Below are 21,979 nucleotides of genomic sequence, written 5' to 3' on the forward strand. Positions count from 1 at the left end.
CGACTGAAAAACTGATGGTGGAACTGCGCGACCTGAACAAATGGTACGGCGAGTTTCATGTCCTGAAAAACATAAACCTGGAGGTTAAACAGGGCGAGAAAATCGTCATTTGCGGGCCTTCGGGGTCGGGCAAATCCACCATGATCCGCTGCATTAACCGGCTGGAAGAGCACCAGAAGGGCGATATCATCGTCAACGATATCCCCCTGAACGAAGATATCAAAAATATCGAAGCGATCCGCAAAGAAGTGGGCATGGTGTTCCAGCACTTCAATCTGTTCCCACACCTGACGGTGCTGGAAAACTGTGTACTGGCACCGATCTGGGTGAAAAAGATGCCCCGCAAAGAGGCGGAAGCGAGGGCGATGGAGCTGCTGGAGCGGGTTAAGATTCCCGATCAGGCGCTCAAATACCCCGGCCAGTTATCCGGTGGTCAGCAACAGCGGGTGGCGATTGCCCGCTCCCTGTGTATGAACCCGGATGTAATGCTGTTTGATGAGCCCACCTCTGCCCTCGACCCCGAGATGATCAAAGAGGTGCTCGATGTCATGATCGAACTGGCGGGGGAAGGGATGACCATGCTTTGCGTCACCCATGAGATGGGCTTTGCCAAGACCGTGGCGGACCGGGTTATCTTTATGGATGGCGGGCAGATTGTGGAAGAGAATGAGCCTCATGAGTTCTTTAACAACCCGCAGCATGAACGGACCCAGCTGTTCCTGAGTCAGATTTTAGCGCACTGAAAGTAGTGAAAGCAGTCGCTAGACGCGGCTACGCCGCTTGCTAGTGGCTAGAAAAAGCATGAAAAAACCGCCTGATTGGGTGGTTTTTTTATTATTCAGAATGGTTAGCAGCGGCCTTTTTTTGCCTGGCCCGGAGGGCAGTGATACCCATTATTTTTAGGGGGACGCGTTTCGATCATATGCGTTTCGATAGTGTGGGTGTGCACCCCGGTTTCTGACCGTTGATAATCAGTGGATTTATCCGTATTGATTGCTGTGCCAACGGCCCCTCCGACGGCACCGCCAACAATGGCTCCATCGCGACCACCGACTTCATTGCCTATGGCTGCACCCACGGCACCACCCAGGCCGCCACCGATAGCAGCATCCAGAGTGGAGTTAGCGCTTGCTTCAACCGTGAAGAGCATCATCATTAAGATAAGATATTTAATATTCATAAACTTAGGACTCTGAGGAAACACCGTAAACATTAACTGCTGGTGAGCTAATGCCTGACTGAGTGGTTATGGTAAGCCGAGTTCAGCTGGCCACCATAAATCAGAGAGGATTTAGTGTGGCACAACAAAGCTTCCCGGAAGATCCGAGAAGCCTAAATGCAATGTCTTACTTAGCCTTGAGACACCTCATCGTATTCCGCCTCATCAAGCTGACCATCTTTATTCAGATCCGCTGTCATGAAGGCTTCTTCCAGTCCCTCAACGCTTTTGGCCTCTTCCAGACTGATAAAACCATCAGCATTAATATCGACAACCTGGAAATCGGGCATATCCGCCGCAAAAACAGTCGCTGAAGTAGCAGTGAGGGCGATGGCGCATAGGGTTTTGATATTCATTTTTAAAACTCCTGAGTTATTCCATTAAAATTAGAGATTGAATTGATCCGTCACACAAAAACATGCTTCGAATAGCAACGCCTATACAGCACTCTTTGTGCCATTTCTTTTTTTGTTATTTAAATCAATTGGTTATGGTTGTCTCAGCGTTGCTGGCTTAATATTACTGTCGCCATAGGCGGTCGGGTTATCCCGGGGTTATATTAAGTTATTGATTTTAAAGTTATTTAACTGTCTTATCTCGGAGACCTAAGCCGACAGACGCGGCTTCGCCGCTTGCCAGACGTCGCTTCGCGACTTGCTGGTTGCTATAAAAGTCGTTTAAAAACAATGTATTAAACTAAGCTGTTGCTATGGGAGTGATACTGGTATGCCCTCAGGGTATAGGAGTGGTCTTTTAGCTCTCTATTTCCTGTTTTTCTGGATATACAGTTAACTGGCATAACCCTTTAAAGTGGCGCAGAATCAGATAGATAAGGATATCAACAGGTGAGATTAGCTGCCGATTGCAAGAGCCAGATATTGTATGAATAAAGGGTAACAACACAGTTCACCCAGGTGAAATGCAGGATGAGGGTTTTGATCATATTGCTTTGAAGATGTCTGATCTTTGAACTCTCTCGTGAAGAAAGGCATGTCGGAGCCTAAAGAGCCAGAAGCACTATACACAATGACTCCAGTAGGGGCTGGAAAAAGTGTAGATACTCGCGATGGCAAATTGAAACCAAATAGAGATTAATAGAGCATTGCAACAGATAAGCCGCTGAATGCGGTGTTTGATTCCAAAGAGGACGAATGAAAATACTCGCCATTTCTGGTAGCGCACGCGCAGCATCCACAAATACGGCCTTGCTGAGAGCCATGAAAAATATTGCTCCGGCTGATGTCGAATTGTTGGTTTTTAATAGGTTAGATGCGCTTCCCGTTTTTTCTCCGGACTCTGAAGGAGAGGCAACTCCAACGGCAGTGCGCGAGTTTATGGAAACGGTTTCAGCTGTAGATGGCATCATTATATCGAGCCCAGAATACGTTCGAGCAATTCCAGGTGGTCTTAAAAATGCTATCGACTGGATGGTTTCTCGTTTCGAGGTTATAGGTAAACCCATCGCTTTGGTACATGCCTCACACCGAGGTGACGATATGCTTGCTTCACTAAGGTTGGTGCTTTCAACCGTCAGTGATCATTTTCTGGAGAACATATTTCTGCGTATTTCTTTGATCGGGAAGGCCCCAGACGAAATTGAAAAGCTCATTAGGATGTCAGTACATGAGTCGAAAATTTCGATGTTTCTGGCCGATTTTGTTGCGGAGGTCCGTCAAAATGACTGACGGCTGGCCTGACAAGTAGCAGCACTTCAACCTCTACGTGGCTTGGATCTCAATAAGTCACGCTTACTTTGTTCTGTGTAAAGCGTTGATATCTTTTTCTATCGACAGCAGAAATTAAAGAATACTTAAAATCAGCTCCGGAGTTCGCCGCCTTTTCTAGCAAGCGCAGCGTCTAGCCCCTAGCAAGTCGCGAAGCGACGTTCTGGCCTTTAAAAACTAAGGCGCCGGAAGCACCTATTTGTCTCGTCTTCGCATGGGAACGAGTGACGAGAACTCAACAGCATTTATTTTTCTGACTGATTGTCTAAGCCTTCTTTTAGCTCCTCATCAACATAACGCTGAATATATTCTTTGCCGTTGGATGTTACTTTATTAACCCAAAAACAGAATAGTGCGCCCAGGCTGATAACGATGATTCTGAATTCAGCAAATATCAATGACAGCAGAATCGTGGCGACGATGGCCACCAATATAGACCAGCGTTTTTTACGTTGAACATCAGCCTGTAAGGTTTCGGCTTGAGCAATCGTGGTAATTTCCGCCTTAATTAATGAAGCACGCAATGACTCGTACTCTTTCTGCCGGCGGGCCTGCGTGCGTCCAAAGGGGTCTGCTAGATTCATAGGGCACTCAATTGGATTAATACGAGATTTTCAGCGCAATTTTTATGGCTTTGACACGGGTAACCGTTTTCGTTTCAGGCTTGCCATTATACAAAAAAGACTCGATCTCGGCATGTATCTCAGCCTTTAGCCGTCCGGAATGAATTTTCGACGTTTGTAAATAAAAGCTTTGTATCGAGAGGAAACGCATTGAGCCGCTAAAATATTTCTCCGTACTTGTCTCGTTCCCAGGCTCCCGCGTGGGGACGAGTGATACATTTCAGGTATCAGCGCTTCTGCTAGCAAGCGAAGCGTCTAGCTCCTGGCAAGTCGCGAAGCGACGTTCTAGTGGTTAAAAACTAAGGCGCCGGAAGCGCCTATTTAAGCTCGTTGATAATTCCATTCGACCCAATCGCATAGTAAACCCCATCGCCAAACCCTACTGAGTAGACGCCGGTGCTGGTGGGGCCGTAGGGGTCGCGTTTATGGATCGCCCAACTGCGCAGCATTTCGCCGCTACTGGTGTTCCATAGCTGGACCGAACCAGAGGCGGTGCCGGTGAGTAGCTGGCTGTTATCCGGTGAAAAGCGGGCGGAGAGGAAACTGAGGCGTTTGCCAAACAGGTCCCGGTTGTCTGACAGGGTATGGAGAACCTTGCCATCCTGAGTGCTCCAGATCACAGCCCGGTCAAGGGTGCCCGAACTGAAGGCCAGTTGTTTGTTGGGTGAGAGTGCTACGGTATCGACAATATTGCCAAACTTGAGGCTGTGGATCACTTTGTTGCTCTGGACATCCCAGAGTTGTGCGTTATAGGCATCATCACCCGTCAGTGCCAGCAGGGCATCTTCGCTGAGGTCGACCGATTTTACCCGGGCATCGTGACGGAAGGTTTGTTTCACTCCGCCGTGTTTTATATCGAAGTAGACTGCGGTATGGTCGGCCAGTCCCAGCAGGGCATAATTACCATTAGGAGACAGGTCCATTGCCAGGATCTCGGCAGGAGAGCTCCAGAACCCTTCAGGTTTGCCGGTGCCCAGATTCCACAGCACCAGATCCTGCTGCTCGGCTGTGGCAGCGTACAGCTCGTCAGGGGAAAATGCGCTGGCGCTGATCAGGCTGTACTCGCCGGCTTTATGGTTCCAGTTATACAGCCGTTCGTGCTGGCTGACGTTCCACAGGCTGCCGCCATGGTTGAATGAGCCGATAACCGCATATTTGGACTGTGGTGACAGTGTCCCTGAATAGGCACCCTGAAGTGCGTATTCAACGTATTTAACGGGTTCATCACTGTCGCTGCAACCGTTCAGTATCGCTGCGGTTAACAATGCGCAAGCGACAGCGCTAAGCCTGTTCTGCATAGTGTGTCTCTAGCCTCTGCGCTCTTACCATACCCTGTTGATGCTATGCCTGGGCTTCAGCAAATACCTGCTCCCGATGAGCAGTATGGAGAATCTCAATCATGGTGTCTTCGAGTGAAAAACGCTCCTCGAGTGCCTCTCCAAGGGAGGATAGCTGGCAGGTCAGTTCATACATCTCCTGCAGAGTTACGCCCTCGAAGCCTGAGTAGATATCATTAAAATCGAGCGCAGCATCGGTGCTGGTCTGGATTTTGGGAAACAGTTCCTGAGCCTTTTCCAGACTGCCATCATTGAACTCGCTGCCCTGTTTCAGCAGCTGCTCGTAGACTTCAAAATGGCCGGACGAGATATAGTCCATCATTAACTGACAAAACTCCTGAATTTTATCATTCAGCGTTTCCTGAACATTCTGCTGCGGCAACGAGACAAAAAAACTGATCAGCTTGCGGCGTTCTTCAAGCCAGTTATCAATAATGTCACTGACACCTCCCCAGCGTTCCTGGGCATTATGGCATTTTTCTAGCATAGCAGGCCTCCTTTTATGTTCAGCACTTGCTGTCTGCGTGCCCCAATACTAATCCTAACGTTGTCACTTCGGCAATAGCCGAAGCGCTTTTCGCTGAGGGCGACGTAAACTTAGTTGCGGGACGCTGATATTTGCTGATAAAGATGATACAACAGGGTACAGGGCAGGTATAAAGGGCATTTCACCGGAGGAGTTCCGTGGTGGTTCAGTCGTAATACAGTCTTTTGAGTATCTGAATTTTTTATATTGTCTTTTCTTGCTAAGATGATGATTTTATTAAACCCACTGAGTTAAGCTCAGAAAAGCTTTCTGCTACCGGATAGGGAAACTGAACATGTTTAAACGCTTTTTACTGGTGCTGTTCCTGGGTGTCCTGATTCAGCCGCTCTGGGCTGCCGATGAACCCGCGCCCGAAGACTATGTTAACTACATTGAACTGAAACCGTTTGTGGCCAATTTTGTCAGCCCGGATAAACTACGTTTTTTGAAGTGTGAAATCACTATTCAGGTGACCAGTCCTGCGGCTCACCATGCGGTTAACTACCATAAGGCGGAGATCCGTCATGAAATACTGATGTTACTCAGTTCGAAGGAGGAGGATCAGCTGAAAACCGTCGATATGCAGCATATTCTTGCTCAGGAGGCGCTGCAAAAAGTGCAGCAGGTATTGCTGGCAGAAGAGGGTGAGGCCTATGTGGCTGATCTGTTCTTCACTAGTTTTGTGTTGCAGTAGCCTTTTATTGGATCAGATAGAAAAGCCCTGCATTTGCAGGGCTTTTTTGTGTTTGCAACAGCGGATCTTTATTGTGCGAGGTAGTTCGCAAGATAGGTGTCAAAGTCCAGCTGATCGCTCAGTTCTATCTGCTTTTGCTCTTCGAAGGAGCTGATCGCCAGCTTTTCCAGATACGTTTGCTGTTCTATCGCCAGTCCCATGCTCAGTATACTATCCCGGTGTTTGCGACTCTGCTGCAGGATAAATGCTTCATATCCCAACCCCGATGTTTTCATGCTGTCCAGAATCTGGGCGGACGGTGTCAGCTCAGGGTTGTCCAGCTTGGCCTGCTGTGCAGATACCGCGTCTGAATAGCGGCTATCACCAGCGACCTGATCCAGAACCGTTGCTGTTTTGAGGATATCACTGAGAATCAGGTGGCCCCACTCGGGGACCGTGATCTGCTGATCGCCACGGGTCAGTGTCAGTCCCGGTTCGCGCCCCCGGTTGACTACCAGGCTGTTGTTGCGGTTTATCAGCTCGCACTCAGGACTGTTGACATCGGTAGGGTCGGATAGCACACAGGTGACCAGAAAGGCATCCATGAAGTCCGCTTGCTGCTGATCGATACCCAGCGGTAACAGGGGATTGATATCGGTATTGCGGACTTCGATATATTCCACGCCCCGTTCTCGTAGTGCATGAACCGGCTTCTCTCCTGACAGACACACCCGTTTTGGGCGGATATCGCTGTAATATTCGTTCTCAATCTGCAATACGTTGCTGTTGAGCTGCTTATAGCCCTGATCGGTCTTTACTCCCAACTTTTCATAAGCCGGGTAGGGCGTATTGATCGCCTGGGTCAGGGTTTTAATATAGGAATCAAGGTGGTTAAAGCAGATATTCAGGCCTGACTGGGCTTTATTTGAGTAGCCCAGGTCGCTCATCCGCAGGGAGGTTGCGTAGGGCCGGTAGAGCGTGTTCTCATCCCACTGTTCCAGATCGTGCTCGCGGCCACGCATAAAGCTGGATGACAGGGCCGGTGATGCACCAAAGAGATAGAGCAGCAGCCATGAGGCACGGCGAAAGTTACGGATCAGCTTAAAATAACCGGCAGAACGAAACTGTTGCAGATCTTCCTGGCTTTGCTGTAATTCGCGCAATACTGGCCACAGTGTTTCCGGCAGGGAAAAGTTGTAATGGATTCCGGCGATCGCTTGCATCATCTTGCCATAACGGTGTTCCAGGCCAACCCGGTAGATAGACTTCAGGCGGCCAACATTGGAACTGCCGAAGCGAGCGATCTGAATCGCATCATCGGATTCAATCTGGCAGGGCATACTGGCCCCCCACAACTCTTCGTCGCCCAGATGCTGATAGGTGAAGCAGTGTAGCTGCTGCAAAAACTGCAGCGCATCAGCAGATTCTCTGAAGGCTGGCGTGATGAACTCAAGCAGGGCTTCGGAATAGTCGGTAGTTATGTGGCTATGGGTGAGCGCTGAGCCGAGTGAGACCGGGTGCCCTGTCTGGCTGATTGCCCCCCTGGAATCAGTGCGCAGCCCCTCCTTCTCAATGCCATGAAGGATGCCGTCAAGTGCCAGAATCTGACCCTTTTCGGTGATTAATTTCAGATTCTGTTCCAGTGCCTCAGACACATCAGGATACCTTTACCGGAGAAAAAGAGCGCTATTATAGCGCAGCATGGGCTAAACATAACCCCGTAAAGAATCGGTTATTCTGAACGCGACATTCTGGGGTAAAAAAGGCCCGCTAACGGGCGCTAGCGGGCCTGGCATAGCCGTTTACTCTCTGGCCTAAGGAACCTGTAGTACCTGCATGGAATTGGTGCTGCCGCTACCAATCACGGCACCCCGGGTGAGCAGTACCAGATCCCCACTGTTGAGCAGTTGTTTCGCTTTGAGATGATCTAGTACCTGACCGTTGAGGTCATCGTTATCGATCTCTGTGGCATCGAACAGCATCGGTTCAACACCGCGGAACAGTGTCATTCGGCTCATCGCTTTTGCACTGCGGGTGAGGGCGTAAATCGGTACCCCGGAGCGGATCCGTGACATCCAGCGGGGGGTGGAGCCTGATTCGGTAAGGCAGATAATCGCTTTCACACCGACCAGGTGGTTGGCCGTATACATCGCCGAGCGGGCGATGGTTTCATCGAACTGTTCGCACTGCTGAGTAATGCTGGTGGGGGCCGGGCGTGACAGCTGATGCTTTTCAGCACCCTGACAGATTTTGGTCATCGCCTGTACAACTTCGACCGGATAGTCACCCGCTGCCGTCTCGGCAGACAGCATCACGGCGTCGGTGCCATCGAGTATCGCGTTGGCCACATCGAAAACCTCTGCCCGTGTCGGCATCGGATTCTGAATCATCGTCTCCATCATCTGAGTTGCGGTAATGACGACCCGATTGAGCTCTCTGGCCCGGTTGATCAGGTGTTTCTGGACGCCGATCAGTTCTGCATCGCCGATCTCTACCCCCAGGTCGCCCCGCGCCACCATGACGCCGTCGCAGGCGAGAATAATATCGTCCAGCGCTTCTGTGGAGCTAACAGTTTCAGCCCGCTCAACTTTGGCAATAATCTCTGCACTGCTGCCGGCAGCATCGAGTAGCTGTCGTGCTTCATGCAGGTCGGCTGAGCTACGGGGAAAGGATACCGCGACATAATCCATATCGATATCTGCGGCCACCAGAATATCCTGCTTATCTTTTTCGGTCAGTGCTGCGGCTGAGAGGCCTCCGCCCTGGCGGTTGATCCCCTTATTGTTTGACAGGGGGCCGCCGATAATCACTTCGCAATTGATCCGGGTGCCCTCAACATCGATCACCTTGAACTGTACCCGACCATCATCCAGCAGCAGGATATCTCCGGGGCGGCTGTCTTCCGGCAGCGCCTTGTAGTCGATACCTACCTGGGTCTGGTCGCCGGCGTAGGTGTCCAGAGAGGAATCCAGTGCAAAATGATCACCCACCGCGAGTTTGATTTTCTGGTCGTCTTTGAAGCGGGCGATACGAATTTTGGGACCCTGCAGGTCTCCCAGTACCGCGACGGGAATTGCCAGCTGATTTGAAATTTCACGCACTTCCCGTGCCCGGCGGCGATGATCATCTGCGCTGCCGTGGGAGAAGTTAAGACGAACAACATTAACGCCGGAGCGGATCAGTTGGCTAAGGATGCCAGGTTTATCGGTTGAGGGGCCCAGAGTAGCGACAATTTTGGTGCGTTTTAGCATGATTAGGATATCCGGTAGACGGTGGATTATTACCTGTTAGACTTTAGATATGGCGCTATTGCAAGATAGAGCTCTGCTAATAGTATTTCAAGCATCTGGTTGGCCGGGTGTACGCTGTGCTGTTTGTCAGCAAGCTGTCGCCTGACGCTATAGGTGTTTGTAATTATATTACAGAATGGGTTTTTTAAAACCGTATTTTACGTTTATTTATCTTTTTTATTATGAGTGTTATTTGATTTTTGTAGTTAAATTACAGAGGTTGTCGTGGTAAGAACACGGTCTCGCCTGTTGTGGGCGCTGTTATTGACAGCATTATTTATTCTGGTGATCTATCAAACCGTTGCGATCAGTCGCTCGCGGGCGGTTGATGATCTGCAGCGAAGTGCGTCTGCCGACCTGAATCGTTATATTCTCAGCCTGCAGCAGGAGCTGGATCGCTATAAGGATCTGCCAAAACTGCTGTCCACACACTCTGAACTGGTAAACCTGTTGCTGCTGCCCGGCAGTGAAGGGATTCATGGTGCCAACCTCTATCTTGAAAAGGTTAACGATACCATCGGTGCTTCAGATACCTATCTGATGGATACTCAGGGTAATACACTGGCGGCCAGTAACTGGTCTAAACCGCAAACTTTTGTCGGCCGGAACTTTTCATTTCGTCCCTATTTCCGGGATGCCATGGAGGGGCGAGGCGGACGTTATTTTGCTTTGGGAACAACCTCCAAGAAGCGGGGGTATTTTTTCTCATATCCGGTTGAATACCGTGGCACTATTCTGGGTGTCATTGTGGTAAAAATTGATCTGAATGATATTGAGACCGACTGGAACGATCCGCTCACTGATATTCTGGTGACCGATGAGGATGGCGTTATCTTTATCAGCACCCGGGCCGAGTGGAAGTTTCGTACCCTTAAGCCTTTACCTCAGGAGGATCTGCAAAGAATTATCTCCAGTCTGCGTTATGGAGATCATCAACTGACATCTCTGTCGATCGTTGAGCGAAAAAAGTTTCAGGATAGTGAACTCGTCACTCTGATTGAGGGGGACACTATCGCCAATGGTGCGCTGGACGGTATTGAGACCCGTCAGTATCTGCAGCAGACCCGCGCAGTGCCCGAGGCGGGATTCAACGTGTCAATCCTGGCGGATCTGAAGCCAGTGGATAAACGGGTATTGAGTAACGCCCTGCTGGCCGGGTTTATCTATAGTGCGCTGGTATTTCTGGTGTTGCTGCTGCTGGCCCGGCGACGAATTGCCCGTGAGCGGGCCCGGTTTAAATTGCAGCAAACCCGGGCACTGGAGCGCAGTGAAGCCCGGGTGCGGGCAATTATTGATAATACGCACGCGGGGCTGATCACGCTGGATGCACATGGCCTCATCGAATCGTTTAACCCCACGGCGGAAAAACTGTTTGGCTATCGTTCCGATGTGATCGTCGGTGAATACTTCAGCAAACTGATCGGCTATCAGGATCGGGCGGTTTGCTGGCAACATATCTCTCAGGAGAGCGGTGCCCGTCAGCTCAGCGAACTGATGGTGGAGGTCAGCAGTGTGCGGGCCGATGGCTCGCAGTTTCCGGTCGAGCTGATTATTGGCCGGATGTCCGACAGTAGTGTCAATCGCTTTGTTGTGACGATTCATGATATTACCGAGCGTAAAGAGAATGAGGAACAGCTGCGCGAAGCTCGTGATCAGTTGGAACAGCGTGTATCTGAACGGACTGAGGATCTGACCCGGGCAAATGAGCGGTTGCTGCAGGAGGTTGAGGAGCATAAGCATACTCAGAATGAACTGATTCAGACCGCTAAGCTGGCGGTGATCGGGCAGATGTCTGCGGGCATCAACCATGAGCTGAATCAGCCGCTGACCGCGATTCGTAGTTACGCGGATAATGCTCTCTCTTTTCTGAAGCTGGGCAAAACTGAGAAGGTGAGCAGTAATCTGAATGAGATCAGCGGGCTGACGGTGCGAATGGCTAAAATCATTGCGCCGCTGAAAGAGTTTTCCCGTAAAACCAGTGGTCAGGCGACGCTGGTGAGCCTGAAAGCGGTGCGTGATGGTGCGATGTCTATTATGTATGGCCGCCTGGATCGGGAAAATGTGAAAATTGAATGGCCCGATAAGCTGGATCAGATCTTTGTCCTCGGCGATATGCTGAGGCTTGAGCAGGTGGTGGTTAACCTTATCAGTAATGCGCTGCAGGCGATGGAGGGCGGCACTGAAAAATGGATTGAGATCAGTATTCAGCGTCAGGATGACCGGTTGAACCTCTGTTTTCGGGACCACGGTCCGGGTATCCCTCAGTCTGAACTGGGAAAGGTGTTTGAGCCTTTCTATACCACGAAGAAAGCGGGGCAGGGGCTGGGGCTGGGGTTGTCAATTTCCCATCGGATAATCGAGTCGATGGATGGCGATCTGAGTGTGAGTAATCACCCTATGGGGGGCGCGGTATTCACTATCAGTTTGCCCGCAGCAGATGCGCCAGCATCGGTTGTCGGGTTAGAATGATGATTCCTATTTCAGAGATAAGAGCCCCCGATGAACCGTGAAACTTCGGCTGAACAGCTGCAACCGCACCAGATCCTGTTGGTCGATGATGAAAAGCATATCCGCCTGGCAGCGGCGCAAACGCTGGAGCTGGCGGGCTATGAAGTGGTCTGCGCCGATAGCGCTGAGAAAGCGCTGACCCTGCTTGACCGGGACTGGCCCGGAGTGGTGGTCAGTGATATCAATATGCCAGGGATTGATGGCCTTGAGCTGATGCAGCGTATCATCACCATTGATAACGACCTGCCGGTGATTCTGATTACCGGTCATGGCGATATATCGATGGCGGTCAGTGCCATGCGAGATGGTGCTTATGATTTTATCGAGAAGCCCTTCTCCTCTGAGCTACTCAATGATGTGGTCCGTCGTGCGGCAGAGAAGCGTCGGCTGACACTGGAAAACCGGGCCCTGCGTAAAGCGCTGGAAGCGCAGGGCGGCATCGGCCCAAGGATTATCGGCAACTCTCCCCGTATTCAGCAGCTGAGGGCGATGATTCAGCATATTGCGGATACGCCTGCCGATATTCTGATACAGGCTGAAACCGGTTCGGGTAAGGATCTGGTGGCACGCTATATTCATGAGCACAGCAACCGCCGGGAGAAGAACTTTGTTGCCATTAACTGCGGTGCGGTGCCGGAACATCTGATAGAGAGTGAACTGTTCGGCCATGAGAAGGGGGCGTTTACCGACGCGAAGAGTCGTCGCATCGGTAAGTTCGAGCATGCTAACGGTGGCACTCTGTTTCTCGATGAGATTGAGAGTATGCCGCTCTCCCTGCAGGTCAAATTATTGCGGGTTCTGGAGGAGCGGGCAATTGAGCGACTGGGGTCGAATGAGCTGATCCCCCTGGATATAAGGGTAGTTGCTGCCACCAAGGTTGATCTCAAAGAGCTGAGTGAGCAGGGGGACTATCGCGAGGATCTGTATTACCGCCTCAATGTTGTGAGTCTGGAGATCCCCCCTTTGAGGGAGCGGCGAGAAGATATTCCGATGTTGTTTCAGCACTTTGCCCTGATTGCATCTGCGCAGTATCAGAAAGAGGTGCCACAGTTGAGCGCAGAGAATATCAGGGCATTGGTGGCGCATCACTGGCCTGGTAATGTCCGCGAGTTGCGCAATATCGCCGAGCGTTATGTATTGCTGGGTCCCGCTTATCAGTTTGAGGTTGGGGCCGCAGGGGAGCACGTGGCGACGGCGCAGATGACGTTGCCTGAACAGGTTGAGCAGTTTGAAAAGCTGGTGCTGGAAGAGGAGTTATCCCGTAACAGTGGTTCGCTGAAGCTGACTCAGGAGAAGTTGGGGCTACCCCGTAAAACGCTGTACGACAAAATGAAAAAGTACGGACTGGACAAAAAAGACTATAAGTAGCGATCTTGTAAGTCAGAGATTCTGTGCTGACTGCAGATAAATAAACGGCGACCTTAAGGTCGCCGTTTTTGTAGGCTAAAAAGCAGGTGCCAATCAGAGTTTGAACTGGCTGGCGCGCTTTTCCAACTCGTCAGCCAGATTGTTGATCTGTACTGAGATCGCCGACAGGCGAACCACCCGCTCCTTAGCGTGGTCACTGCCTTCATTTATCTCATTTACTGCGCCTTCGATCTCCAGTGTGGCAGCACTGCTCTGTTTGACAGACTCGGAGATGCTATGGTTTGTTTCTGCGATCGACTCCATCTCTTTCTGAATGTTGAACAGTACAGCGGAGGTTTCCTGAATCTCTTTTACATTCGATTCGGTGGCTGCGCTTGCCTGCCCCATCACCTGGGCGGCCCCCTTAGCATTCTGCTGTAGCGAGCCTATAATGCCGTTGATCTCAACAGTGGCATTCTGAGTGCGCTGCGACAGGGTGCGTACTTCATCGGCAACCACGGCAAAGCCGCGTCCCTGCTCTCCGGCACGGGCCGCTTCAATGGCTGCGTTGAGTGCCAGCAGGTTGGTCTGCTCGGCGATATCCTGAATAACGCTGAGGACCGCATCAATGTTATAGCTTTGCTGCTCCAGCTGAACAATGACATCGGTGGCGTGCTTGATCTGTTGCTGCAGTGCCTCAATCTTTTTCACTGTGCCGGTGGTGATATCCACACCGCTACGGGTTTCCTGCAATGCTTTGTCAGACGCTTTGATCGTGACATCTGCGGTAGCGGAGACATTCTGAGTGGCACCGTCCATCGCGATCATCGCATTAGTGACCGCCTCGGCGCGGCTGATCTGCTTTGCCGTACCAATATTCGCCAGCTCAGTAACGTCCTTAATCTGCTGGCTGCACTGTCCCAGCATGGCGATCGATTGCACCACGTGATCGATACTGTCATGGAAGGTTCTCAGCATGCTATTGAACGATGCAGACATCTGTCCGATTTCGTCATTGGATTCGATCTTCAGCTGTTGGGTCAGGTCGGCATTCTGTTCAATCTCGCGGATAGTGTCGTTCATCGTATTGATCGGTTTTAGCACAATTCGGTGAATCATCCAGCCCACCAGAAAGAGTGCGATGATAAACATGCCCAGCTCGACCAGCGCAATATTGCGAATGTTGGCAAAGATATGTTTATCAATATTGGCGAATGAGTAGGTAACCCGCACGGCACCCAGGATCGTGCCCTCTTCAACCGGGTGGCACTGAAGGCAGTTAGTACCTTTATAGTCAGAGCTGGCGTGCATTGGTCGTACAACAGTCATGCGGTGGCCCTTTTCATCATCCAGTTCGACCGCAATGGTTTCACCATTCATCGCCCGTTTATCCAGGTCATCCTGAATGTGGGAGTCCGGCGTGCCTTCGCCGTACATAGAGCGAACTGGCTCGCCACGAATAATACGCGCTTCGGTGAGTTCCGGGTTGCCGAGAATCTTAGACTGCAGCGTCTGCCGGTTAGCCATCGCGCCACTCAGCATCATGATGTTAATACTGTCAAAATAGGCCTCGGCGGTATTTTGGGTGTTTTTCAGGGCAATATCAGAAGACAGATTGGTTTCACTTCGATAGATGACTGAGACGGAGGTGATAAGAACGATTAAAAAAACAAATGCCAGACTTAGGTTTACTTTAGTTTGGATCGCCATGTTGTATTATCCGCATGATTTTCGGCTCTGAATTCGTACTTAATATACCCTAACTGTTACCGTTGGTGCGACAGCCTGTGTCAGCATTTTGAGTATTATTTTGCGACACTTGCGGTTGGCATCTTGACTTTTTATCTGTAATCGCTTGTGACAGGTTGGGTGGAAACTCACCCGTGAAGAACTGTTATTTTGGGTGGATTATCACCCATGCGTCATGGGGGATTCTTTTGCTTGCACAGGAGAGTAGATAGTTAACTATTTGATTTATAAGCATTAAAAAAATATTTTATATCTATAGTAATAGTTGGCCTGCACATTGCTGCTATAAAGGTTGAGTGAATAACTGAGCGTGGGTTCTGCTGTTAGACCCAAAAAAAGCGCCTGAATAATTACAAAACTGGAGAAGCAATATGCGTTTATTTTCTGCTGCCGTTACGGCAATGGCTCTGACTCTTGGTGCAACCTCTGCAATGGCTGCCCCGATTGAAATTAAATTCTCACACGTAGTGGCTGAAAACACTCCCAAAGGCCAGATGGCAACCAAGTTTGCTAAACTGGTGGCTGAGCGTCTGCCGGGTAAAGTGGAAGTAAAAGTTTTCCCAAGTTCACAGCTGTTTGGAGACAACAAGGTTCTCGAAGCGATGCTGTTGGGCGATGTTCAGATGGCTGCACCAGCGCTGTCTAAGTTCCAGAAATATACCGATAGCCTGCAACTGTTCGATCTGCCGTTCCTGTTTAAGGACATGGCTGCGGTAGAACGTTTCCAGAGCGGTCCTGTAGGCCAGGAGATGCTGACTTCACTTGAGTCAAAAGGCCTGGTGGGTCTGGGTTACCTGCACAACGGTATGAAACAGCTGTCTGCCAGCAATCCGATCAAAGTGCCTGCGGATGTAAGCGGTAAGAAGTTCCGTATTATGACGTCTGATGTGCTGCAGGCACAGTTTGAAGCGGTTGATGCGGTACCTCTGAAGAAGCCGTTCTCTGAGGTATTCACCCTGTTGCAAACCAAAGCGATTGATGGTCAGGAAAACACCTGGTCAAACATCTACTCTAAGAAGTTCTATGAGGTTCAGCCTTACATCACTGAGTCAAACCACGGTGTACTGGATTACATGGTTGTGACTTCTGCTGAGTTCTGGAACAGCCTGGATGACGATGTGCGTGCTGAGCTGAAAAAAGCCCTGGATGAGTCAATCGCCTACGGCAATAAGATTGCAGCGCAGAAAGCCGAAGACGACAAGCAGGCGATCATCGATTCAAAACGTTCTGAAGTGATCGAGATGACACCTGCAGAGCGTGCCCAGTGGGTGACTGCTATGAAACCAGTATGGAAGCAGTTCGCTGGTGCGATCGGTCAGGACCTGATTGACGCGGCTGAAGCGTCTAACCAGTGATCTGCGTCCGGTCTCCCTCTGCGGAGGCCGGCACAACATTGCTGCAGTGGGAGTATAGGCCCCGCTGCAGCCCCTCTTCTCTCTAAACCACTTGTGAGGCAACACAGGAGAGTCACGTTGGCTCGGCGGGTCTTGCTGGTTTGCTGCAAGGCTGTCCTGTGGTGCATGCACAATAAAAAGATTTGCAGAGTGATCTCTGTTCGCTGAACGTTGCTCTGTGGCTCTAAGGGGGCCGTTATGGTTCGTAATCTGGTGACACAACTGGAAGAGGCATTCCTCTCCCTGCTGCTGGTAGCGATGACGCTACTGGTATTTGCCGAAGTGGTGATGCGCTTCGGATTTAACTCCGGGATCCACTGGGCTCAGGAGCTGACCCTGCTAATGGCCGCCTGGTTTGTCCTTTATGGTGCGTCATACGGTGTTAAGGTTGGCGCGCATATCGGTGTCGATGTCTTTGTTAAGCTTCTGCCAAGCAAGGCGCATCGTTTTTTTACGCTTCTGGCGGTCGTACTGTGTCTGATCTATTGCGGACTATTTCTTTATGGTTCCTGGATCTATCTGAGCAAGATGAAGATGATCGGAATCGAGCTGGAAGATATGCCGGTGCCCAAATGGTTGGCGATGAGCATACTGGTGTTCGGCTTTGTTATGCTGATTGTGCGCTTTCTGCAGCTGGGCTGGAAAGTGATCACCAGAGAAGCTGATGGTTTCCACTTCAGCGATGAAGCGGAAGAGAGTATGGAGCTTGCTAAAGAGCTTCAGGGGCTGGAGTCAAAAGATCAGCCTGATCCAGATGCAAACAATAAGGAGGGGCGGTCATGACTACAGCAGCATTATTTATCATCCTGTTTGCCTGTATGTTTATGGGCATGCCGATTGCTATTGCACTGGGATTATCCAGTGTGGCAACGATTCTGATGTTCTCCCACGATTCATTGGCGTCTGTCTCTCTGAAGCTGTTTGAAGCAACGTCAGAGCATTATACGCTGCTGGCCATTCCGTTTTTTATCCTTTCTTCCGCCTTTCTCTCAACCGGGGGCGTGGCGAAGCGACTGATCAACTTTGCTGTCGACAGTGTAGGGCATATCCGCGGTGGTTTAGCGATGGCTTCGGTGCTGGCCTGTATGCTGTTTGCTGCGGTTTCCGGGTCCTCACCTGCTACGGTTGCGGCGATTGGTACCATCGTTATTGCAGGCATGGTGCGTTCCGGTTATCCGGAATCGTTTGCGGCGGGGGTTATTGCCAATGCCGGTACTCTGGGTATTCTGATTCCACCCTCAATCGTTATGCTGGTGTACGCCGCAGCCACTGAAGTGTCGGCATCACGGATGTTTATGGCGGGCTTTATTCCTGGTCTGATGATGGGAGGCATTCTGATGATTGCCATCTATATCGCGGCCCGGATCATGAAGCTTCCCGCTGAACCGTTCCCTGGTGTGGCCCAGCTGGGCAAGTCATTTATGGTCGCCCTCGGCGGTCTGATGCTGATCATTATCGTACTCGGGTCTATCTACGGTGGTATTGCCAGTCCGACCGAGGCGGCGGCGGTGGCTGCAGTCTACGCGTATATGGTATCGGTGCTGGGGTACCGGGATATCGGTCCGATGAAAGGGATCGCCTGGCGCAACGAGGGTGAAGGGATAGCCGCTGCCGTCGCGCGTAACCTGTTGCAGATGCTTTGGGCTCTTCCAAAATCGATTCGTCATCCTGAAGTGCGTAAGGTGATTCTGGACGCCTCTAAAGTGTCCCTGATGCTGCTCTTCATCATTGCCAACGCGATGCTGTTTGCGCACGTACTGACTACTGAGCGGATCCCTCATCAGATCGCTGAAACCATTGTTCACTGGGGGCTGCCTGCCTGGGGGTTCCTGATCGTGGTGAATATTCTGTTGCTGATTGCGGGTAACTTCATGGAGCCTTCAGCGATCCTGCTGATTATGGCGCCCATCCTGTTCCCAATCGCGATGAAGCTGGGTATCGATCCGATCCATCTGGGTATTATCATGGTGGTGAATATGGAGATCGGTATGCTTACGCCGCCGGTGGGACTCAATCTGTTCGTTACGGCGGGCATAACCGGCAAGAATATGATCTGGGTTATCAAGGCCTGTCTGCCATGGCTATGTCTGTTGCTGATGTTCCTGATGCTGATTACCTATATACCGCAGATCTCTCTGTTCCTGCCGGAGTACATTGATCAGTTGAAGGGGTATTAACTTTTAATCCGATGGGTTCTGAGGAGCCCGGACATCGGTTGATAGTCAGTTGCTTATCCTCCCAATCCGGATAAGCTGCTGTTGCTGGCCGCGCATCGTCATCGATGTGCGGCCTTTTTTATGTCGTCAGAAAATCTTAAATCCATTATAATTGCCGGCCTGTTTATCAATCACTGATGGATTTATTGTGTTGGGTTATATCGCTGTTGTTTGGGGATTTATCGGCATCGCCTTTATCTTTGGCAATGCTATTGTACGCATCGGTACGATAGGTCTGGATACGTTCACCTATTCACTGAACTGGTACCACTGGGCGGCACTGGCGTTTAGTGTACTGTTTATGGGCTTTGCTGAGGGATACAAAGGCTTTCAGCGTGCCTATTCGCCCAGAGTGGCGGCGCGGCTACTCTACCTGCGGGACCATGTGACGCCGCTGCGACTGATTCTGGCGCCGCTGTTTTGTATGGGATTTTTTCATATTCGGCGTAAGCGGATGATTATCACCTACTGCCTGCTGTTGGGGATTATTGCTCTGATACAGCTGGTGCATCTGTTGCAGCAACCCTGGCGAGGCATTATTGATTTTGGGGTTGTGGTGGGCCTGAGCTGGGGAACAACATCGATTTTACTGTTTGTGCTGAAAGCATTTTTTACCGATAAATTCAGCCACTCGCCGGAAATGCCGTAAATAAACTGGCAGGCAGGTCCGGACAAAAAAACGCACCTGTTGAAGGTGCGTTTTTTTTATGCAGATTGTGTCAGCCCAGAAATAGTTTATATGCCGGGTTTTCGGTCTCTTCCCAGTAGTTGTAACCAATATCATCTAGAAACTGAGTCACTTGCAGACGCTCATCTTCAGGCACCTGCAAACCGACCAGCACCCGGCCGTAGGCGGCACCATGGTTACGATAGTGGAACATGGAGATGTTCCAGCGCCCCCCCAGCTTTTTCAGGAAATTCATCAGTGCACCGGGGCGTTCAGGGAATTCAAAGCGGTAGAGAATCTCATTGGTAACCGAGTTAGGAGCATGACCGCCCACCATATAGCGGACATGGAGCTTGGCCATCTCGTTGTCTGACAGGTCGATCACTTTATAGGCTTCGGATTTCAGCTCTGTGAGCAGCTCTGCGCGGGCATCGATACCGGACCGTAACTGTACCCCGACAAAGATCTGAGCATCATTATCATCAGCATAGCGGTAGTTAAACTCGGTGATGTTGCGTTTGCCCAGCGCGCTGCAGAACGCTTTAAAACTGCCAGGTCTTTCCGGAATCTTAACGGCGATAATCGCTTCCCGGTTTTCACCCAGCTCAGAGCGCTCGGCAATATGGCGCAGGCGATCAAAGTTGACATTGGCACCGCTGTCAATGGCGATCAGGGTCTGGTTTTTGGCGCTCTCCCGGGCGACATATTTCTTCAGGCCGGCAACCGCAAGGGCACCGGCAGGTTCGGTAATTGAGCGGGTATCTTCGAAGATATCCTTGATGGCAGCACAGATCTCATCGGTGTTGACGGTGATCACTTCATCAACAAACTGCTGACACAGCTCGAAGGTGTTCTCGCCGATCTGGGCTACTGCGACACCATCGGCAAAAATACCGACCTGGGGCAGAATCACCCGTTCACCGGCTTCCAGAGCGGCTTTAAGGCAGGCTGAATCTTCTGACTCAACGCCGATCACCTTTGTTTCGGGCCGCAAATACTTGATATAGACCGCGATACCTGAGATCAGGCCGCCACCGCCTACCGGAACGAAAACCGCATCGATAGGGCCGCTTTCCTGACGCAGCAGTTCCATCGCAATGGTACCCTGTCCCGCGATCACATCGATATCATCGTAGGGGTGAACGTAGGTTAAGCCCTGCTCTTCAACCAGTTTGAATGAGTGCCGGGAGGCTTCATCGAAGGTTTCGCCATGCAAAACAACCTTGCCGCCCCGTGCCCGGACGCTGTTAACTTTAATATCCGGGGTGGTTTTGGGCATCACTATGGTCGCTTTAACCCCGAGGATTTTGGCAGACATCGCCAGCCCCTGAGCATGGTTGCCAGCCGATGCCGCGATAACACCCCGTTTGCGCTCCTCCTCGGTCAGTTGAGCCATCTTGTTGTAGGCACCCCGGAGTTTGAAGGAGAATACCGGTTGCAGGTCTTCCCGTTTCAGCAAAACCCGGTTGTCCAGGCGGCTGCTGAGACTGGTTGCTTCGTCAAGTGGCGTTTCGATGGCTGCGTCATAGACGCGGGCATCAAGAATTTTCTTTATATATCGGTGAGCCATGGGGTGCTTTCAATCTGTTGCTGCGGTCCTGCGTAGGAGGCAGTGTGAATAAAGCGTTAAATGGTAATCTCTGAGAGAGTTTTCGTCTATAAGATATCGATCAATCAGCGTATAATCTCGCCAGTTAACGACATTTATACGGGGTTTCCCAAAATATGACACAGGATGAGATGAAGCTGGCAGTCGCCCAGGCTGCAGTGGCCTATATCCAGCCGAAACTGAGCCGCGATTCAATCGTGGGTGTTGGCACCGGTTCCACGGCAAACTTTTTTATCGATGAGCTGGCAAAGATTAAGCATCTGTTTGAAGCGGCTGTCGCCAGTTCAGAGGCCACTGCCGAACGTCTCAGAGGCCACGGTATCGACGTGTATGATATGAACTCAGTTGATCAGATGGAGGTGTATGTCGATGGCGCCGATGAGTTTGATGGCCGACTGAATCTGATCAAAGGTGGCGGTGGCGCGCTGACCCGGGAAAAAATTGTTGCAGAGGTGGCCAAAGAGTTTGTCTGTATCGTCGATGAGACCAAGAAAGTTGATCTGCTGGGGGCGTTTCCACTACCGGTGGAAGTGATTCCGATGGCCCGGTCACAGGTAGCCCGCAGGCTGGTGCAGCTGGACTGTATGCCGGTTTACCGGGATGGGTTTGTGACCGATAACGGCAATATCATCCTCGATCTGCATGGCCTGGAGATCGAACAACCGCGCGAACTGGAAACCGAAATTAATAATATCGTTGGTGTTGTGACTAACGGTTTGTTTGCCCGGCGCGGCGCCGACGTCGTGCTGATGGCAACTCCTGAGGGGGTTGAAACTCTTACCCGGTAAGTCAGATGGTAACCTGCGGACAATAAAAAAGGCCTTCAGAAGAAGGCCTTTTTTATGTTTAACCGTAACGGCTTCAACCGTAGTACAGCGCTTGAATTACATCGCCTGTACTACATGGCTCCAGCCAATAATGGCAGGCATGCAGATCCATGCCAGAGCGCCAGCGTTGATCAGGAGCCAGATCGGACCTGAGCTGTCACGGAAGTTTTTGTCATGGTTTGCCATGATTATTCACCCGTAGTCATTGATAGAACTGTTATGAACCGCACTGCTGCGTGCCTTAGGGCATCTTTTATAAACGGTCCGGGG

Annotated in this window: 20 protein-coding genes; 10 read left to right on the plus strand and 10 right to left on the minus strand. The window is 50.9% G+C overall.

The window, feature by feature from the left end; genetic code table 11:
* Positions 1-14 precede the first annotated feature (14 nt).
* Positions 15-743: an amino acid ABC transporter ATP-binding protein gene (locus tag BMY09_RS15910; protein WP_091360481.1), complete on the plus strand. Its 729-nt coding sequence runs from the start codon at positions 15-17 to the stop codon at positions 741-743.
* A gap of 104 nt (positions 744-847) precedes the next feature.
* Here the strand turns inward: BMY09_RS15910 and BMY09_RS15915 are convergent, their stop codons facing one another.
* Positions 848-1,180, minus strand: a complete 333-nt coding sequence (locus tag BMY09_RS15915; protein WP_091360484.1) for a YMGG-like glycine zipper-containing protein — start codon at positions 1,178-1,180, stop codon at positions 848-850.
* A gap of 170 nt (positions 1,181-1,350) precedes the next feature.
* Positions 1,351-1,575: an EF-hand domain-containing protein gene (locus tag BMY09_RS15920; RefSeq protein ID WP_217647457.1), complete on the minus strand. Its 225-nt coding sequence runs from the start codon at positions 1,573-1,575 to the stop codon at positions 1,351-1,353.
* Positions 1,576-2,370: 795 nt separating this feature from the next.
* Here BMY09_RS15920 and BMY09_RS15925 point away from each other — a divergent pair.
* A complete protein-coding gene (locus BMY09_RS15925; RefSeq protein WP_091360277.1) occupies positions 2,371-2,904 on the plus strand; it encodes an NADPH-dependent FMN reductase in 534 nt (177 codons plus the stop codon).
* Positions 2,905-3,188: 284 nt separating this feature from the next.
* Here BMY09_RS15925 and BMY09_RS15930 read toward each other — a convergent pair whose 3' ends face one another.
* The 3 genes from BMY09_RS15930 to rsd form a co-directional block, all read right to left on the minus strand.
* Positions 3,189-3,527 (minus strand): hypothetical protein, encoded by a 339-nt coding sequence (locus BMY09_RS15930; RefSeq protein WP_091360279.1) that lies wholly within the window; start codon positions 3,525-3,527, stop codon positions 3,189-3,191.
* A gap of 356 nt (positions 3,528-3,883) precedes the next feature.
* Positions 3,884-4,864 carry a WD40 repeat domain-containing protein gene (locus BMY09_RS15935; protein ID WP_091360282.1) on the minus strand — a complete coding sequence of 327 codons (981 nt, stop codon included), beginning with the start codon at positions 4,862-4,864 and terminating at the stop codon, positions 3,884-3,886.
* 43 nt (positions 4,865-4,907) lie between these two features.
* Positions 4,908-5,390: a sigma D regulator gene (rsd, locus tag BMY09_RS15940; RefSeq protein WP_091360284.1), complete on the minus strand. Its 483-nt coding sequence runs from the start codon at positions 5,388-5,390 to the stop codon at positions 4,908-4,910.
* Positions 5,391-5,724: 334 nt separating this feature from the next.
* Here rsd and BMY09_RS15945 point away from each other — a divergent pair, with 334 nt between their 5' ends.
* The gene (locus tag BMY09_RS15945; RefSeq protein WP_091360286.1) at positions 5,725-6,123 is read left to right on the plus strand and encodes a flagellar basal body-associated FliL family protein; all 399 of its coding nucleotides are present in this window, start codon (positions 5,725-5,727) and stop codon (positions 6,121-6,123) included.
* Between the two features lie 68 nt (positions 6,124-6,191).
* Here BMY09_RS15945 and gshA read toward each other — a convergent pair whose 3' ends face one another.
* Together gshA and pyk are read right to left on the minus strand one after the other, a co-directional pair.
* Positions 6,192-7,757 carry a glutamate--cysteine ligase gene (gene gshA, locus BMY09_RS15950; protein WP_091360288.1) on the minus strand — a complete coding sequence of 522 codons (1,566 nt, stop codon included), beginning with the start codon at positions 7,755-7,757 and terminating at the stop codon, positions 6,192-6,194.
* 159 nt (positions 7,758-7,916) lie between these two features.
* On the minus strand, positions 7,917-9,353 hold the full coding sequence (pyk, locus tag BMY09_RS15955) for a pyruvate kinase (RefSeq protein WP_091360290.1): 1,437 nt from the start codon (positions 9,351-9,353) through the stop codon (positions 7,917-7,919).
* A 303-nt stretch (positions 9,354-9,656) separates the two neighbouring features.
* Here pyk and BMY09_RS15960 point away from each other — a divergent pair, with 303 nt between their 5' ends.
* Together BMY09_RS15960 and BMY09_RS15965 are read left to right on the plus strand one after the other, a co-directional pair.
* Positions 9,657-11,861, plus strand: coding sequence for an ATP-binding protein (locus BMY09_RS15960; protein WP_245756609.1), 2,205 nt, complete (start codon positions 9,657-9,659; stop codon positions 11,859-11,861).
* Positions 11,862-11,891: 30 nt separating this feature from the next.
* A complete protein-coding gene (locus BMY09_RS15965; protein WP_091360293.1) occupies positions 11,892-13,268 on the plus strand; it encodes a sigma-54-dependent transcriptional regulator in 1,377 nt (458 codons plus the stop codon).
* A gap of 93 nt (positions 13,269-13,361) precedes the next feature.
* Here the strand turns inward: BMY09_RS15965 and BMY09_RS15970 are convergent, their stop codons facing one another.
* A complete protein-coding gene (locus BMY09_RS15970; protein ID WP_091360294.1) occupies positions 13,362-14,957 on the minus strand; it encodes a methyl-accepting chemotaxis protein in 1,596 nt (531 codons plus the stop codon).
* A 410-nt stretch (positions 14,958-15,367) separates the two neighbouring features.
* Between BMY09_RS15970 and BMY09_RS15975 the strand changes: the two genes are divergently transcribed.
* The 4 genes from BMY09_RS15975 (at position 15,368) to BMY09_RS15990 (ending at position 19,255) form a co-directional block, all read left to right on the plus strand.
* Positions 15,368-16,351: a TRAP transporter substrate-binding protein gene (locus BMY09_RS15975; RefSeq protein ID WP_091360296.1), complete on the plus strand. Its 984-nt coding sequence runs from the start codon at positions 15,368-15,370 to the stop codon at positions 16,349-16,351.
* Positions 16,352-16,588: 237 nt separating this feature from the next.
* Positions 16,589-17,173: a TRAP transporter small permease gene (locus tag BMY09_RS15980; RefSeq protein ID WP_091360297.1), complete on the plus strand. Its 585-nt coding sequence runs from the start codon at positions 16,589-16,591 to the stop codon at positions 17,171-17,173.
* A complete protein-coding gene (locus BMY09_RS15985; RefSeq protein ID WP_091360299.1) occupies positions 17,170-18,567 on the plus strand; it encodes a TRAP transporter large permease in 1,398 nt (465 codons plus the stop codon). The genes BMY09_RS15980 and BMY09_RS15985 overlap by 4 nt, the downstream gene beginning before the upstream one ends.
* 187 nt (positions 18,568-18,754) lie before the next feature.
* On the plus strand, positions 18,755-19,255 hold the full coding sequence (locus BMY09_RS15990) for a hypothetical protein (protein WP_091360488.1): 501 nt from the start codon (positions 18,755-18,757) through the stop codon (positions 19,253-19,255).
* A 70-nt stretch (positions 19,256-19,325) separates the two neighbouring features.
* On the opposite strand, the gene ilvA is transcribed toward BMY09_RS15990, so the two are convergent.
* Complete coding sequence (gene ilvA, locus BMY09_RS15995; RefSeq protein ID WP_091360300.1) at positions 19,326-20,843, minus strand: threonine ammonia-lyase, biosynthetic; 1,518 nt, start codon at positions 20,841-20,843, stop codon at positions 19,326-19,328.
* A 155-nt stretch (positions 20,844-20,998) separates the two neighbouring features.
* Here ilvA and rpiA point away from each other — a divergent pair, with 155 nt between their 5' ends.
* Positions 20,999-21,670, plus strand: a complete 672-nt coding sequence (rpiA, locus tag BMY09_RS16000; RefSeq protein WP_091360302.1) for a ribose-5-phosphate isomerase RpiA — start codon at positions 20,999-21,001, stop codon at positions 21,668-21,670.
* Between the two features lie 96 nt (positions 21,671-21,766).
* Here rpiA and BMY09_RS22450 read toward each other — a convergent pair whose 3' ends face one another.
* Entirely contained in the window at positions 21,767-21,895 is a 129-nt protein-coding gene (locus tag BMY09_RS22450; RefSeq protein ID WP_261832958.1) for a hypothetical protein, read from the minus strand.
* Positions 21,896-21,979 lie beyond the last annotated feature (84 nt).

Origin of the sequence: Amphritea atlantica (assembly GCF_900111095.1) — a bacterium.
Taxonomy (GTDB): Bacteria; Pseudomonadota; Gammaproteobacteria; order Pseudomonadales; family Balneatricaceae; genus Amphritea; species Amphritea atlantica.